Annotated in this window: 13 protein-coding genes and 7 tRNA genes; 19 read left to right on the top strand and 1 reads right to left on the bottom strand. The window is 39.5% G+C overall.

Going from position 1 to position 15,606, the window contains the following annotated elements; all coding sequences use genetic code 11:
- Window positions 1–96: 96 nt before the first annotated feature.
- The 8 genes from AMD01_RS21305 to rocF all read left to right on the top strand — a co-directional run bounded on the left by AMD01_RS21305 (window position 97) and on the right by rocF (window position 1,809).
- Window positions 97–172: transfer RNA gene (locus AMD01_RS21305), tRNA-Val, on the top strand.
- A 24-nt stretch (window positions 173–196) separates the two neighbouring features.
- Window positions 197–272: transfer RNA gene (locus tag AMD01_RS21300), tRNA-Thr, on the top strand.
- A gap of 10 nt (window positions 273–282) precedes the next feature.
- Window positions 283–367 (top strand) — tRNA-Tyr (locus tag AMD01_RS21295).
- 20 nt (window positions 368–387) lie between these two features.
- Window positions 388–462: transfer RNA gene (locus AMD01_RS21290), tRNA-Gln, on the top strand.
- 3 nt (window positions 463–465) lie between these two features.
- Window positions 466–538 (top strand) — tRNA-Lys (locus AMD01_RS21285).
- Window positions 539–542: 4 nt separating this feature from the next.
- Window positions 543–617 (top strand) — tRNA-Gly (locus AMD01_RS21280).
- 9 nt (window positions 618–626) lie between these two features.
- Window positions 627–702 (top strand) — tRNA-Ala (locus AMD01_RS21275).
- 207 nt (window positions 703–909) lie between these two features.
- Window positions 910–1,809 (top strand): arginase, encoded by a 900-nt coding sequence (gene rocF / locus AMD01_RS21270; protein ID WP_157052814.1) that lies wholly within the window; start codon window positions 910–912, stop codon window positions 1,807–1,809.
- A gap of 27 nt (window positions 1,810–1,836) precedes the next feature.
- On the opposite strand, the gene AMD01_RS23770 is transcribed toward rocF, so the two are convergent.
- Window positions 1,837–2,001, bottom strand: coding sequence for an aspartyl-phosphate phosphatase Spo0E family protein (locus tag AMD01_RS23770; protein ID WP_083446659.1), 165 nt, complete (start codon window positions 1,999–2,001; stop codon window positions 1,837–1,839).
- Between the two features lie 165 nt (window positions 2,002–2,166).
- Between AMD01_RS23770 and sigW the strand changes: the two genes are divergently transcribed.
- From sigW to AMD01_RS21215, 11 genes are all read left to right on the top strand, one after another.
- On the top strand, window positions 2,167–2,730 hold the full coding sequence (gene sigW, locus AMD01_RS21265; RefSeq protein WP_053403465.1) for an RNA polymerase sigma factor SigW: 564 nt from the start codon (window positions 2,167–2,169) through the stop codon (window positions 2,728–2,730).
- A gap of 14 nt (window positions 2,731–2,744) precedes the next feature.
- Entirely contained in the window at window positions 2,745–3,365 is a 621-nt protein-coding gene (locus AMD01_RS21260) for an anti-sigma factor family protein (RefSeq protein WP_053403464.1), read from the top strand.
- A gap of 229 nt (window positions 3,366–3,594) precedes the next feature.
- Window positions 3,595–4,419, top strand: a complete 825-nt coding sequence (gene cdaA / locus AMD01_RS21255) for a diadenylate cyclase CdaA (protein WP_053403463.1) — start codon at window positions 3,595–3,597, stop codon at window positions 4,417–4,419.
- A complete protein-coding gene (locus AMD01_RS21250) occupies window positions 4,412–5,935 on the top strand; it encodes a CdaR family protein (protein WP_053403462.1) in 1,524 nt (507 codons plus the stop codon). The genes cdaA and AMD01_RS21250 overlap by 8 nt, the downstream gene beginning before the upstream one ends.
- Window positions 5,936–5,969: 34 nt before the next feature.
- Complete coding sequence (glmM, locus tag AMD01_RS21245) at window positions 5,970–7,316, top strand: phosphoglucosamine mutase (RefSeq protein ID WP_053403461.1); 1,347 nt, start codon at window positions 5,970–5,972, stop codon at window positions 7,314–7,316.
- 537 nt (window positions 7,317–7,853) lie between these two features.
- A complete protein-coding gene (gene glmS / locus AMD01_RS21240; RefSeq protein WP_053403460.1) occupies window positions 7,854–9,656 on the top strand; it encodes a glutamine--fructose-6-phosphate transaminase (isomerizing) in 1,803 nt (600 codons plus the stop codon).
- Window positions 9,657–9,781: 125 nt separating this feature from the next.
- Window positions 9,782–11,683: a S9 family peptidase gene (locus AMD01_RS21235; protein WP_053403459.1), complete on the top strand. Its 1,902-nt coding sequence runs from the start codon at window positions 9,782–9,784 to the stop codon at window positions 11,681–11,683.
- A gap of 224 nt (window positions 11,684–11,907) precedes the next feature.
- A complete protein-coding gene (locus AMD01_RS21230) occupies window positions 11,908–12,438 on the top strand; it encodes an RNA polymerase sigma factor (protein ID WP_053403458.1) in 531 nt (176 codons plus the stop codon).
- Window positions 12,431–13,465 carry a DUF4179 domain-containing protein gene (locus AMD01_RS21225; RefSeq protein WP_053403457.1) on the top strand — a complete coding sequence of 345 codons (1,035 nt, stop codon included), beginning with the start codon at window positions 12,431–12,433 and terminating at the stop codon, window positions 13,463–13,465. The genes AMD01_RS21230 and AMD01_RS21225 overlap by 8 nt, the downstream gene beginning before the upstream one ends.
- An 81-nt stretch (window positions 13,466–13,546) precedes the next feature.
- Window positions 13,547–14,032 carry a DinB family protein gene (locus tag AMD01_RS21220; protein WP_053403456.1) on the top strand — a complete coding sequence of 162 codons (486 nt, stop codon included), beginning with the start codon at window positions 13,547–13,549 and terminating at the stop codon, window positions 14,030–14,032.
- A gap of 196 nt (window positions 14,033–14,228) precedes the next feature.
- Complete coding sequence (locus AMD01_RS21215; RefSeq protein WP_053403455.1) at window positions 14,229–15,452, top strand: MFS transporter; 1,224 nt, start codon at window positions 14,229–14,231, stop codon at window positions 15,450–15,452.
- Window positions 15,453–15,606: the final 154 nt, after the last annotated feature.

Below are 15,606 nucleotides of genomic sequence, written 5' to 3'. Positions count from 1 at the left end.
CCCGTTGGTCAAGCGGTTAAGACACCGCCCTTTCACGGCGGTAACACGGGTTCGAATCCCGTACGGGTCACCATTTACATTATACATAGTTATTACGGAGGATTAGCTCAGCTGGGAGAGCACCTGCCTTACAAGCAGGGGGTCGGCGGTTCGATCCCGTCATCCTCCACCATTTTAGATTAGCCATCTAAACAGAGCCGGTGTAGCTCAACTGGTAGAGCAACTGACTTGTAATCAGTAGGTTGGGGGTTCAAGTCCTCTTGCCGGCACCACTTATATTGTGGAGGGGTAGCGAAGTGGCTAAACGCGGCGGACTGTAAATCCGCTCCCTCCGGGTTCGGCGGTTCGAATCCGTCCCCCTCCACCATTTATTTTATTCATAATGATTGGGCTATAGCCAAGCGGTAAGGCAACGGACTTTGACTCCGTCATTCGTTGGTTCGAATCCAGCTAGCCCAGCCATTAGAGCCATTAGCTCAGTTGGTAGAGCATCTGACTTTTAATCAGAGGGTCGAAGGTTCGAATCCTTCATGGCTCATTTTGCGGAAGTAGTTCAGTGGTAGAACACCACCTTGCCAAGGTGGGGGTCGCGGGTTCGAATCCCGTCTTCCGCTCCAATTTTATATGGGGCCTTAGCTCAGCTGGGAGAGCGCCTGCCTTGCACGCAGGAGGTCAGCGGTTCGATCCCGCTAGGCTCCACCATCAATCATACATATTACCTTAAGTCTGACTAGACTTAAGGTTTTTTTATATCCCTTTTTACGATCTATAAAATATGTATATTTTAAGTGGGAGATGCTGTAGTTTTCTAGTTTGAATTGCATATATATTCAAAAAAATGTCGAGTTGAGTTACTCCATATAAAATAGGTACAATACCATTATAGGAGATAGAGGAGGAACTCACATGATAAAGAACATTTCCGTAATTGGGGTACCTATGGACTTAGGACAAACACGAAGAGGCGTCGATATGGGGCCGAGTGCAATTCGCTATGCTGGAATTGTCGAACGCATTGAACGATTAGGTATTGCCGTACAAGATGAAGGCAATATTCAAATAGGTTTAGGTGAGCGTTATCATACAGATCCGGAAACAAACTTGAAAAATTTAAAAGCGGTTGCAAAAGGAAATGAATCCTTGGCTGCAAAGGTAGATGAAGTGATTGAAAATGGCAGGTTTCCTCTTGTTCTAGGTGGAGATCATAGTATTGCCATTGGAACTCTTGCAGGTGTCGCAAAGCATTATCAGAATCTTGGGGTAATTTGGTATGATGCACATGGTGACTTAAATACAGCAGATACTTCTCCATCGGGCAATATCCACGGAATGCCTTTAGCAGCTAGTTTGGGCCTTGGTCATGAAGTATTGACCTCTATTGGAGGATATTCACCTAAAATTAAGCCTGAAAACATCGTCATTATTGGTGCTAGATCATTAGACGAAGGTGAAAGAGAGCTTATTAAAGAAAAAGGGATCAAAGTGTATACGATGCATGAAATTGATCGTTTGGGAATGACGAAAGTAATGGAAGAGACAATTGAGTACTTAAAAAGTAAAACGGACGGTATTCATTTATCGCTTGACCTCGATGGTTTAGATCCTCATGATGCCCCAGGGGTTGGTACACCTGTAATTGGGGGAATTAGTTATAGAGAAAGTCATTTAGCGATGGAAATGCTCGCCGAGGCAGAAGTCATTACATCAGCTGAATTTGTAGAAGTCAATCCAATTTTAGATGAAAAAAATAAAACGGCTACCGTTGCGGTTGCTTTGATCGGATCTTTACTAGGAGACAAGCTCCTTTAAATAAAAAGAGAGGGCTTTGAGAAAATCTCAATAGCCCTCTTTTATATGACGGTCATATTGGTTCAATAGATGATCCAGCTGTGAACTAAGTGCTACTACGTTGTCAGCTGAAAAGGAAGTTGCAGCTGCTGATTGAATCATAGCCACTCGACATTTTTCAATTTCTGCTAAAAGCTTTTCCCCGATACCCATATTTCCCCACGCTCCTAAAGTAAGTTAGTAATGTAATATCCAAATTTAGGATTTTTAAACATCTTTTTTTATTTTTTGATAAAATAAAAATAAAGAATCATGAAACTTTATTGAAGCTGTTACGTAAAAACGCATATACCCGCAATGGGCGGAGGTAAAAAATTAATGGAGTTAGTCATAAAGAGAAAAATAAAACAAGTTAAAAAAGGGGATCAAGACGCGTTTGCTGACATAGTGGAATATTATAAAGATAAGATATTTCAACTATGTTATCGCATGCTCGGAAATCGGCACGAGGCGGAGGATTCTGCTCAGGAGGCTTTTATTAGGGCCTACATCAATATCCATAGTTATGATACATCAAAGAAGTTTTCGACGTGGTTATATCGTATTGCAACAAATCTGTGCATTGATCGCATCCGAAAAAAGAAGCCAGATTACTATTTAGATGCTGAAGTACCAGGAACAGAAGGTCTAGATATGTATTCACAATTGGCGGCAGATCAGGCTCTTCCAGAAGAAGAGGTTGAGAATCATGAATTGAACGAAAAGATTGACCAAGAAATTCTGAATCTACCCGAGAAATATCGATCTGCTATTGTATTGAAATATATTGAGGAACTATCGCTAAAAGAAATTAGTGATGTATTAGACTTGCCGATAGGTACTGTAAAGACGAGAATACACAGAGGACGAGAAGCGTTGAGAAATCGACTTCGTGATTTATAAGAGGTGAATAAATAATGAAAAATTGCTCAGGCAATTACACTGAAATGATGCACGATTATCTAGATGGTGACATCACAAAAGAAAATGAGCAGATATTACGAGAACATCTCAAAAGCTGTGAAGAGTGTCAATTGCATATGAAGGAATTAAAACGGACGATTGCTTTTGTACAAAGTGCTTCTCATGTAGCAGCACCAAGTGATTTCACGCTAAATGTGATGAACAGCCTTCCAAAGCAAACGCAAAAAGCAAAGGTAAACAAGTGGTTTAGATCACACCCACTCCTTACAGCATCGTCACTTTTTGTGATGCTCATGGTAGGAAGTCTTTTTTCTACGTGGAAAAATGATCATGATTTTTCAGTTTCCAAGCAGCCTAACCTGGTCATTAATGGGCAAACGGTTACGGTACCAAAGGGTGAGACGATTAAAGGAAATGTCATTGTGAGAAACGGTGATATAAAAATAGAAGGAAAAGTAGACGGTGACGTTACGGTAGTGAATGGACATCGCTATATGGCATCTGCCGGTGAAGTAACAGGGAAAATTACCGTGCTAGATGAGCTCTTTGAATGGGTTTGGTATAACCTAAAATCCAACGTCCATAGCGCAGTTAAGCTAGTGGAAAGTAAATAAGAAATAGGGGTATCTCTTGCAAATAAATGACTAAGAGATATCCTTTTTGTTTATAACAATAAAGAGATTGTAGTGGTCACTTAGAGTCTAAGGGCTAGTTCTTCTGTGGCAAATTAGTGCTTATGTCTTAAGGGGAAGTATTACCGCATCTACCAAGGTTTTGTGCTATAATAAAACAGTTATCTTTATTGCTTTATGTAGTTATTACATACAAAGAGGAAGTGAGAGAATGCCATCGTTTGGAGAGCTACCAATCCTTAGTTATCTAGGAAAAGTAGTTGATATTCTCCTTGTTTGGTTTGTTATATATAAGCTGATTATGGTTATACGTGGTACCAAGGCTGTACAGCTTTTAAAAGGTATCGTTGTAATCGTAGTGGTTCGATTCCTCAGTAGTTTCTTAGGATTACAAACCCTAGGATGGCTTATGGACAAAGCGTTAACATGGGGATTTTTAGCCGTAATTATTATTTTCCAGCCGGAACTTCGTCGTGCTCTAGAACAGTTAGGGCGAGGACGCTTGTTTTCACGAGGTAATGGAAGTGAAGAGGATGAAAGTACGAGAACCGTCGAGGCCATTGTGAAAGCGACAGATTATATGGCTAAGAGGCGTATAGGAGCCCTTATTTCTATTGAGCGGGAGACAGGTATGGAAGATTATATTGAGACTGGTATCCCGATGAATGCAAACATAACGTCTGAGCTATTAATTAATATATTCATTCCAAATACACCTCTTCATGATGGAGCTGTTATTTTACAACGAAATCAAGTCGCGGCGGCAGCCTGTTATCTGCCTCTTTCAGAGAGTCCTTTTATTTCAAAGGAACTGGGAACGAGACATCGTGCCGCAGTTGGTATTAGTGAGGTAACAGATAGTATTACAGTTGTTGTATCTGAGGAAACAGGCAATATTTCAGTTACAAAGAATGGTGATCTCCATCGAGAATTAAGTGTCGATAAGTTAAGAGACTTATTAACGAGCGAGTGGCTAAAATCAACCCGTGTTTCTTCCTCAACTCGTTGGCAGTGGAGGGGGAAAAAAGATGGATAAATTCATGAATAGTCCTTGGGTTATGAAGATTGTTGCTCTTTTACTCGCCTTACTACTATATATGTCTGTAAATTTGGAAGAGCCAGATAAGCCAAGTGCTAGTCAAACTGAATCGAACATTAACTACCAAACCGAAACAATCACCAATGTTCCGGTGAGAGCTTATTATAATGACAAAAACAAGATTGTGACAGGAGTTCCTGAATACGCTACGTTAACGATACAGGGTCCTGTAGGAGACGTGACGTCGACTAAATTTAAAAAAGATTATGAAGTCTATGTGGACTTAAATAAATACGTAGGTGGAACTCACAAGGTTGAAATGCAGTATAAAAATATTCCAAACACTGTGAGTGTTCAAATTAAACCGAAATATGCGAACGTTACGATTGAAGAAAAAGTAACGAAGAAGTTTTCTGTAGAAGCGAGCTTTGATACATCGAAATTTAAGGAACGCTACGTACCAAGCCAGGCTATTGTAGAGCCTCGTAGAGTACAAATTTCAGGTGCGCAAAGTCAAATTAACCGTATTGCTTATGTAAAAGCTGTTGTAGAGCTAGATGATTCTGATGATACGTCTGAAACAATTGAGAAGAAAGCACAGGTTATTGCATTAGATCGAAATTTAAATAAGGTTAACGTGCAAATTAATCCGTCCAATGTGGATGTTACGATACCAGTATCTACTCACAGCAAAGAAGTTCCTGTTAAAATTCAAACGACGGGAAATCTACCTGATGGAGTAGTGTTAGAGGATTTAAAAGTCACTCCTGGTACGGTTAAACTTTATGGATCGGAAGAAGCGCTCTCGAAAATTGATTTTATTGATGACATAGAAGTAGACATAAGTGAGCTGCAAAAATCAAAAACGTTTGTTGTTGATGTGCCTCTTCCTGAAGGGGTAACAAGCATAGCACCTTCTAAAGTCACGATAAAAGCAGAAGTTAAGAAAAAAGAAGAAACAGCAACAGATGAACAAGCTGATAAAACAGAACAGGATAATCAGAAGAAAGATGATGAGCCATCCTCAGAGTCACCAAGTGATGATGAACAGGGCGATCAAACAGAACAGTCAACACCTTCTCCTGATAAACCAACGACCGGTTCAGAGGAACCAAAAGATAAAACAATCACAAAGACGTTAAAAGGTGTAAGTGTGTCGTTAGCTAATACATCTTCTGATTTTAATTACGATCTGTTGACACCTTCTGATGGAAAAGTAGATGTGGAAGTGACAGGGAGCGAAAAAATAATTAACGCACTGCAGGCTGGAGATATTCAGCTCTCTATTGATATGGGTGGTGTCCAGAGCGGTGAAACGACCGTTCCGATCTCAGTCAAGGTCCCTGATGGTGTAAAAGCAACGCCAACACCTCAGCAAGCAAAGGTGAAAGTTACGGAGCCTGACACACCAACAACTACGCCTCCAGCTGGAGGAGATAAGGGCGATAAGCCAAGTGATTCTAATTCGGTAAAACCTGATGAGTCCACTTCAGATCAGCAAGAAAAACAATAATTGTTACACATGGTGACAAAGGAGCGAATAATAGATGGGTAAGTATTTTGGAACAGATGGTGTTCGCGGTATAGCGAATAGCGAATTAACACCGGAATTAGCATTTAAGGTTGGCCGTTACGGAGGGTACGTTTTAACGAAGGATGCGGACAGACCAAAAGTATTAATTGGTCGTGATACACGCGTATCTGGTCATATGTTAGAAGGAGCTCTTGTAGCAGGACTACTATCAACAGGGGCGGAAGTTATGCGATTAGGCGTTATCTCAACGCCAGGTGTTTCTTACTTAACAAAAGTAATGGACGCGCAAGCAGGTGTAATGATTTCAGCTTCTCATAACCCTGTACAAGACAATGGAATTAAATTCTTTGGTCCAGACGGGTTTAAGCTATCTGATGATCAGGAGCTTGAAATCGAAGCATTATTGGATGCAGAGACGGATACCTTACCAAGACCGGTCGGAAAAGATCTTGGACAAGTAAATGACTATTTTGAAGGTGGTCAAAAATACCTTCAATTCCTAAAACAAACGGTTGATGAGGATTTCTCAGGGATCCACGTTGCACTAGATTGCGCACACGGTGCCACATCATCACTAGCAGCACACTTATTTGCCGATCTAGAAGCGGATATTTCAACAATGGGTGCTTCACCAAACGGACTGAATATTAACGATGGTGTGGGTTCTACTCATCCAGAAACGCTAGCTGCATTTTTGAAAGAAAAGGGAGCAGACGTAGGTCTTGCGTTTGACGGCGACGGCGACCGTTTAATTGCAGTGGATGAGAACGGAGAGATCGTAGACGGTGATCAAATTATGTTCATCTGTGCGAAGTACTTAAGCGAAAATGGTCGTCTGAAGCACAATACGATCGTTTCAACGGTTATGAGTAACTTAGGGTTCTACAAAGCGATCGAGAAAAATAAAATCGACAGCGCTCAAACAGCTGTTGGAGACCGTTATGTTGTAGAAGAAATGAAGGCAAAAGGATATAACTTAGGCGGCGAACAGTCTGGTCATATCATTTTCCTTGATTACAACACAACAGGTGACGGAATGTTAACAGCAATTCAGCTTGTAAACATCATGAAAGTAACGAAAAAATCTCTTTCTGAGTTAGCAAAAGAGATGCAAAAATATCCTCAGCTTTTAATTAACGTAAAAGTAACGGATAAGCATCACGTAACGGAAAATGAGAAGGTGAAAGCAGTAATTGAAGAAGTAGAAGCTGAAATGGCTGGAAATGGCCGTGTGCTTGTACGTCCTTCAGGAACAGAACCTCTTGTGCGCGTTATGGTGGAAGCACCTTCAGATGAAGACTGCAAGAACTATGTGGACCGAATTGTAGAGGTAGTAAAAGCAGAAATGGGCTTAGAATAAGCACAATTTCATACGTCCGATTATAAAAATGATCGGTAATAACCATGCATAAGCAGGAACAAACTTTTCTGCTTATGCATATTTTTATATTATTGGAACATTCTATGGCTACCTTGTCTCTTTTATTCGCACTTTAGATGCAAAAAGAAGGGATTTATTAACATCCTTAGTATGTGTCCAGCAACTGCGCTTAAGAAAATATTTGACGTTTTCTTATGTGCTATTGTAATATAAAAAATGTTCGTCTCTTACTTTTTCCAAAGGAGAGAAGAGAACAACCTGTATATAACTTTAAAAGCGCCTGAACTAAGCTGGAGCGACCATGAGCTTAGTTGACGAGGAGGAGGTTTATCGAAGTATCGGCGGATGCCTCCCGGTTGAACCAACCACAACCGTAACGTTCTGTAAAAAGCAAAGGGGTGACCCTTTGTACAAATGCAGTTCGATGGTTAACAAAAACAGATAACGAAAATGAATGGAAAGGGGCAAGGAAGCCCGCTTTCTTAGCCCCCTGGTCCCTTCAAGGAGGATTTAACTATGTGCGGAATTGTAGGTTACATTGGAACGAAGGATTCAAAAGAAATCTTATTACGTGGATTAGAAAAATTAGAGTACCGCGGATACGATTCAGCTGGTATTGCAGTAGTGAACGATGAAGGATTACACCTATTCAAAGAAAAGGGTCGCATTGCTGATCTACGTGCAATCGTAGACGAATCTGTTGTTGCACCTACTGGTATTGGACATACTCGTTGGGCAACTCACGGTGTACCAAGCAAAGAGAACGCTCATCCACACCAAAGTACATCTGGTCGTTTTACACTTGTTCATAACGGTGTTATTGAAAACTACTCCATCTTAAAGCGTGAGTACCTTCAAGACGTAACGTTTGTAAGTGAAACGGATACAGAAGTAATCGTTCAATTAGTTGATAAATTTTCACAAGAAGGCCTAGCAACAGAAGAGGCTTTTAGTAAAACAGTTGCTTTATTAAAAGGTTCTTATGCGCTTGCTTTATTAGATAACGAAGATAAAGAAACAATTTATGTTGCAAAAAACAAAAGTCCACTTTTAGTAGGTCTAGGAGATGACTTCAACGTAGTAGCAAGTGATGCGATGGCAATGCTACAAGTAACAGATCAATACGTTGAGTTAATGGATAAAGAACTTGTAATTGTAACAAAAGAAGCGGTAACAATTAAAAAGCTAAACGGTGAAGTAGTAGAACGTGCTCCTTACACAGCTGAGCTAGATGCTAGCGATATTGAAAAAGGAACATACCCTCACTACATGCTGAAAGAAATTGATGAGCAGCCATTAGTAATGCGTAAAATTATTCAGCAATACCAAAATGAAAACAACGAGCTTCACATCGATGAAAGCATTTCACAAGCGATGACTGAAGCAGACCGTATCTATATCGTAGCATGCGGAACAAGCTATCACGCGGGTCTTGTAGGGAAACAGTTCATTGAAAAATGGGCGAAAGTACCTGTAGAAGTTCATGTAGCAAGTGAGTTCTCTTACAACATGCCACTTCTATCTGAGAAGCCACTATTTGTCTTCATTTCACAAAGTGGTGAAACAGCAGATAGCCGTGCAGTACTTGTTCAAGTAAAAGAGCTTGGCTACAAAGCATTAACAATCACAAACGTACCAGGATCTACACTTTCTCGTGAAGCAGATTACACGCTTCTTTTACATGCTGGTCCTGAAATTGCGGTTGCTTCAACAAAAGCTTACACAGCTCAAATCGCTGTTTTATCAATCCTAGCGGCTGTAACAGCTAAAACGCGTGGCGTAGAGCTATCGTTTGATCTTGTTCAAGAGCTAGCGATCGTAGGTAGCGCAATGGAAGCACTTTGTGATGACAAAGAAACAATGGAGGCAATTGCTCGTGAGTATCTATCTACAACTCGCAATGCATTCTTCATTGGTCGTGCAGTAGACTTCTACGTTGGATTAGAAGGAGCGCTTAAATTAAAAGAGATCTCTTACATCCAAGCAGAAGGATTTGCAGGCGGAGAGTTAAAGCATGGAACAATTGCTTTAATCGAAAACAACACACCAGTTATCGCACTTGCTACACAAGAGCATGTTAACTTAGGTATTCGTGGGAACGTAAAAGAGGTAGCAGCACGTGGAGCAAATCCATGTATTATCTCAATGAAAGGTCTTGAAACAGAAGAAGACCGCTATGTATTACCACCAGTACATGAGGATCTATCTCCGTTAGTAGCGGTAATTCCATTACAATTAATTTCTTACTATGCAGCATTACACCGCGACTGTGACGTAGATAAGCCACGTAACTTAGCGAAGTCTGTAACAGTTGAATAATAGGTAATTAATGGTTATAAAGTAATTGCGAAGTCAACCCCCTTTAGATATGATGATCTAAAGGGGGTTTTTGTCATTTTAAAGAGCTCTGTTATAAGTTTTTATGAGTTAGAGGGGATTTACGAATGACAGTAAATAAAAAAGCATATTTAAATATAGAAGAGATCGTTTCCATACCTTCTCTATCAGGAATAACTATAAGTGACGATGGGAAAAGCATCGCATTTGTCAGAAGAACAGCTAATTGGGAAGAAAATCTGTATGATCATAATATTTGGATCTATGAAAAAGAAAACAGGAAGAGCTATCAGCTGCCAGCTGGTGGGACAAGCTGTACGGCTCCTAGTTGGTCACCAGATTCCAAATCCATCGCCTATCTTAGAGGGGATGACGACAAGAACAATCAGATCTTTGTTCAGTTCATCGAGGATAATCGCGAAGTACAAATAACGAATGAAGTCGAAGGGGTAAATGAGTTTAAATGGGATGCCGTTGGAAAAGGTTTTTATTACCTTGCACAGGCCAAAGAACCTGTAAAACGGGAGGCCTTATATGAACACTTCTATGAGGTCGCGAAGGAATATCGAAACAATTGTTTATGCTATACGACAATTGATCAGAAACCCCAACCAAATCAACTAACTGACGGTCAGGATTTTCATATTCACGAATTCGCGCTTTCAAATGATGGAAGTAAGGCCGTATTAATCGCTGCTCCAACCTCCAAGATGGAAGATTACATAAACAGAGAGTTGTACCTACTTCATTTAGAAGAGAGGAAAGTAGAAAAACTTCCTATAGATAAAATGCTTGGTGAGGGTATTTGTTTTTCTCCTGAGGGTCATAAAATCTGTTACTCGGCAAGCGAGAGAAGAAAGGATTATTACCAAAACCACATACAGGATAGTACATTAGAGATTTACGATTTCCATAACGGAGAGGTAACTCGACCCCTATCCACTCTTGATGCTATGCCCGTACCACTGGACTGGACCTCTAAAGGTATCTTAATACGCTGGCAACATAGAACGAATTATTGCATTGGGCTGTTGTCTAAAGACGGAGGGGTTGATACGTTAAGTGAAGAAGGGTTTGTACTAGAGGCCTCTGGTACAAGAGATGGTGAACATCTCGCTTACAATAAGGCGGTTGAAGGTGAATTATTCGAAATCTATTGGAATGATCAAAAAATAACGAACGAAAATAGCTTGTTCGATGGAAAATTCAAAAGTCATCGAGAGATCATTTCATGGAAAACGAGCGACGACGTTGAAATTGAGGGTGTATTATCAACGCCAATAGCATTTGACCGAAATAAAGCGTACCCTTTATTGCTGATCATTCATGGTGGTCCAAACTGGGCATCGTTCCCTCTATTCTCTGACTGCTTTAACGGAAAGTATTCGATTGAGTCTTTTACTGAAAAGGGTTTTATCGTACTAGAGCCAAACTATAGAGGCAGCTCAGGATATGGAAATACGTTTTTAAAAGCAAACTACCGAACGCTTGGAATGGCTAACTATGATGATGTGATATCAGGAGTGGACGCCCTCATTGAAAAAGGAATCGTAGATAAAGCGCGAGTAGGTGTGATGGGGTGGAGTAACGGTGGGTATATATCAGCCTTCTGCTCTACGTTTAGCAATCGTTTTAAAGCTATTTCGGTAGGTGGAGGTATCACAAACTGGTGTACAAATTACGTACATACAGACCTCCCTTACTTTACAAGTATGTATTTAGGTGATAACCCCTGGAATGATCCAGAGATTTATGCCCAGACATCACCCATGACCTATATTAAATCAGCATCCACACCTACTTTAATTCAGCACGGTGAGAAGGATGCTAGAGTCCCAATAGCAAATGCTTATGAGCTATACAAAGGCCTGAGAGAGATGGGTGTAGAAACCGAATTGATCGTATTTAAAGACATGGCATATAGCTCTGACCATCCGGGCGTCAACGCCACGATTATGAAGCAAAATTTGTCTTGGTTTTCACACTATATTCTTGGTGAAAACTTGTGATGAATAATTGAATGATCGTGTAGCCATGAAAAAGAGAATGAGTGCTCAATCCAGTTCAGGATTGAGCCTTTTTCAATGATAACTATTTTTCTATTCAACGATTACGTATTGAAATGAAAAGATTTTATGAGCGCTATGCAACTAATTGAGTTGATTTGGTCTCTAATAAGTTGAAAGGCAAACAGCGTTGTCTAAAAAATATTGGCGGATGAGGAGGGATCGAAATGGCAAAATTAACGACTTTAGTGAAAAGAGCTAAAAAAGGTGATAGCGAAGCATTTATTGCGCTCATTCAACAGTATGAAGATGTACTGTATAAAGTGGCGAGCAGGCTTTTGACTAAAGATGAGGATGTAGCAGACGCAATGCAAGATGCAATACTTGCGGCTTACGAGAAGTTAGAAAGCTTACAAAATGATGCGTATTTCAATACATGGATTTGTAAAATATTAATTAACAAATGTCACCGTATTTTAAATAGAAATAAAGCCGTTTTTGATGTAGTCGAAATTGAAAATTTGCAGGATGGAGTACATGATTCAACCTTAAAGATGGAGTTAGAGGATGAACTAAATGTCCTCAATAATGACTATAAAACAGCAATTGTTCTATATTATATCGTTGGGATGAACACGAAGGAAATAAGCGAGTTTTTAAAAGAGCCTGAAGGGACGATTAAATCGAGGTTATCTCGAGCGAAGTCCATATTAAGAAGCAATCATCATAAAAGTGAGGATGTGATCGGATATGTTTAATCATTTGGAAAAAGAATTAAAACACATGTTGAACGAGAAAAAAGAAATGCCGCTTATGGTAAGACAGTCCCTTGATCAAACATATGATGTCATTCGTAAAAAGTCGATAAAGAAGAAGCGCACATTTAATCCACAGGTGATTATAGCGATCGCAGCTAGCGCCTGTTTAGTAGTAGGGCTTGGTTTATCAAATGATCACGTAATGGCTAGTATTAATAAATGGCTTGGTTTCGACGATAAGGGTGTTGAGCAGGCAGTTAACAATGGAATGTTACAAGAGGATCACCATTCCGTTACGGATCAAGGTGTTAAAATAGCGATCAATGACCATTTTTCAGATGAAAATAAATTAGGGTTAAGTTTTCAATTAGCATTCGATCATCCTTCTATGTTAAAACATGTGGAAAACGTATCACTGGATTATCGATTAAAAAATGGTGATGGTCAATACATTGAAGAATTCATTCCAGATACAAAGCCGTTAAAGGGCAAAAACAGATACACATCATTTTTCGATTATCAAAACCCGTTGATAGATGAAAAATCAGGCATGGTTCAATTTAATACATTATCTGATTCAAGTGAAGGTACGATTCCAAAGTTAAAGGATGCTGTTATAGAAATAGAAAGCATTAATATTTTCGACAATACAGGAAAACTAAAAAAAATAAATGGTCATTGGAATCTATCGTTAAGCAATAATAAAAAAGCAGAGGAAATGATTCAGTATAAAATACAAAATGTATCATCCGCTATTCAAGTATTAAAAGCGCGCTCAACTCCAACAGCATTAAATATCGTTTTGTCACTGAAAGGAATAGATAAAGAGAGAGATGAAAAACTTCCTTCAGATATGGTCATCGTGGACGAAGCAGGTCATGAATATAGAATTAAAGGTCTTCGTTCAGTTAGTAAAAATAATGAAACCATCATTTCAGCTAATTTTCCAATTAGCTCGTATAACCAACATAAAAAATTAGAGCTAATGATTAAAGGTATTGAGAAAATTCACTTAATAAAGCAATAAATAAAAGAGGGAATGAGCTGTCCATTCCCTCTTTTATTTTTGTGTGGTAAAATTTGAATATTCTAAAAGTAGAGGTGGCGTATGGATAAATTAGAATATGAATGGGTCAAGCAGACAAGAGCTATTTTACTGGATCAGTGCGGAGAGCTAGGGGAGGACGAGTTCACGAAAGAGCTTAACATTGGTTTCCAAAGTATACGAAATACGTTATGTCATACAGCTGGGTGCTATCATGCTTGGTTAGGATCTTACGTATTAGAAGCGACGAAGACACCCCTCTATTCAAAAGAAAAAATAAATCAGATGAAGTTAGAAGATGTAAGGCGCTATTTTCAACAAGCAGATGTATATATGGAGAAAGTTCTTGAACAGTCAGATGAATTTTTAAATGCGGCAATGGAAAAGAAAATTCCTTGGAGAGAGGAAAGCGAGGTCATAAAGATAACACCCCGTCAGCTCCTTGCCCATGCCATCACACATGAATTTCATCATAAGGGTCAAGTGGTATCAATGATCCGAATGTTAGGTTATATACCTCAGAATACGGACGTATTGGGTTTGGATTAACTAAAAGAAATGATTTGATGGGGGAGAATAGATGTTCATGCAGTAAATTCTTTTCTACTATTTAAAGATTAGCTAGTAGCGTTAAACTTTACACCGAACTGTCAATTTTTGTGTAAAATATCATCTTATTTAAATGTAAGATTATGGTATGATGAATGAGCGTTAGAAAATGAATTTAAAGAGAAGAGGTGGGCGTATGAAGGCGTGGCGAAATCCTTTCCTTTTACTATCGGGAATCGGTGTTTCTTATCTAGGGAACTGGATTTATTTAATTGCGCTAAACCTCTCTATTTTAAAATTAACAGGATCAGCAGCAGCCGTAGCAGGTCTTTATGTTATTCGGCCCATTGCCATTTTAATCACAAATACCTGGTCAGGAAGTGTCATTGACCGTATAAATAAGCGAAGGTTAATGGTCTTTATTGATGTTGTACGAGGAGTTCTAGTAGCTGTCATTCCTTTCATCAGTTCTTTGTGGGTTATCTATGTGCTTCTTTTACTTATTAATATGGCCGGTGCTTTCTTTGGTCCGAGTGCTTCCGTGTATATTACGAAGCTCATTCCGCCTGAGAATCGCAAACGATTTAACTCGATTATGAGTATGACAAGCTCAGGTGCATTTCTTCTGGGCCCTGCAGTAGCAGGGGTTCTTATTATGAAGGTTGGAACAGATTTGTGCATCATTATTAACGCCATCAGTTTTTTAGTTTGTGCTTTCTTTATCTATCTTCTTCCCAATGTGGATGAGAGCAGTCAGGAGGCTCGCGACCGGATTACTTGGAAGATGCTGATGAGTGATTGGAGAATCGTTCGAGATTTTTCCAAAAAAGCAAAAGCGTTTATATCGATTTACATACTGTTTCAAACGGCCATGCTAATTGGTTTTGCACTAGATTCTCAAGAAGTAACGTTTATCAAACAGCACCTTCAATTGTCTGATGGGGATTATGGCCTTATTACAAGTCTAACGGGTGCAGGCACATTGTTAGGAGGATTTGTAGCAATATTCGGTGCTAAAAGGATATCGTTACGATTTTACTTGGGCGTAGGGATGTTATTTACATCCGTAGGCTATGCTGCTTTCTATGCTTCATCAACATTTTTAATTGCTACACTATCTTTTATGTTTCTCGGATTTTTTATGTCATTTGCCAACTCAGGGTACGCAACGTTCTTTCAAAATAATGTGCCCGTAGAAATCATGGGACGCTTTGGGAGCGTAGCCGAAATGCTGCAGGCTGTTATTCAAATTGGATTTACGCTTCTTCTCGGTGCTCTTATAGAGGGCATCTCACTCCAGATGGTTTGTTTTCTTTTTGCAGGAATAGGCGTAATCATTTCAATCGTACTATTGATTTCGATCTTTATGCCAGCAAAGCTTTCTTCTTTTCAGGAAACGTCACGGATGAGTAACAGTTAAATGAAGAATGGCCAAGGGAATTGGAAACTCTGCTTTTATCTTTTTCAGCTACCATTACGGGTGTTGCCATGGAGCACATTGAGCGAGTACTGAGAATTCCTGTTTATGACTTCTTTCATTATGATAGAGTAATCAGTTAGTTAGTACGGAGATA

Source organism: Priestia koreensis (assembly GCF_001274935.1).
Classification (GTDB): domain Bacteria; phylum Bacillota; class Bacilli; order Bacillales; family Bacillaceae_H; genus Bacillus_AG; species Bacillus_AG koreensis.
This window is presented reverse-complemented; position numbering and strand designations above follow the sequence as displayed.

Bases quoted from the DNA above. Each gene is read 5' to 3' on its own strand.
- AMD01_RS23770 (WP_083446659.1), bottom strand. From the start codon at position 2,001: ATGGGTATCGGGGAAAAGCTTTTAGCAGAAATTGAAAAATGTCGAGTG.
- sigW (WP_053403465.1), top strand. From the start codon at position 2,167: ATGGAGTTAGTCATAAAGAGAAAAATAAAACAAGTTAAAAAAGGGGAT.
- AMD01_RS21260 (WP_053403464.1), top strand. From the start codon at position 2,745: ATGAAAAATTGCTCAGGCAATTACACTGAAATGATGCACGATTATCTA.
- cdaA (WP_053403463.1), top strand. From the start codon at position 3,595: ATGCCATCGTTTGGAGAGCTACCAATCCTTAGTTATCTAGGAAAAGTA.
- AMD01_RS21250 (WP_053403462.1), top strand. From the start codon at position 4,412: ATGGATAAATTCATGAATAGTCCTTGGGTTATGAAGATTGTTGCTCTT.
- glmM (WP_053403461.1), top strand. From the start codon at position 5,970: ATGGGTAAGTATTTTGGAACAGATGGTGTTCGCGGTATAGCGAATAGC.
- glmS (WP_053403460.1), top strand. From the start codon at position 7,854: ATGTGCGGAATTGTAGGTTACATTGGAACGAAGGATTCAAAAGAAATC.
- AMD01_RS21235 (WP_053403459.1), top strand. From the start codon at position 9,782: ATGACAGTAAATAAAAAAGCATATTTAAATATAGAAGAGATCGTTTCC.
- AMD01_RS21230 (WP_053403458.1), top strand. From the start codon at position 11,908: ATGGCAAAATTAACGACTTTAGTGAAAAGAGCTAAAAAAGGTGATAGC.
- AMD01_RS21225 (WP_053403457.1), top strand. From the start codon at position 12,431: ATGTTTAATCATTTGGAAAAAGAATTAAAACACATGTTGAACGAGAAA.
- AMD01_RS21220 (WP_053403456.1), top strand. From the start codon at position 13,547: ATGGATAAATTAGAATATGAATGGGTCAAGCAGACAAGAGCTATTTTA.
- AMD01_RS21215 (WP_053403455.1), top strand. From the start codon at position 14,229: ATGAAGGCGTGGCGAAATCCTTTCCTTTTACTATCGGGAATCGGTGTT.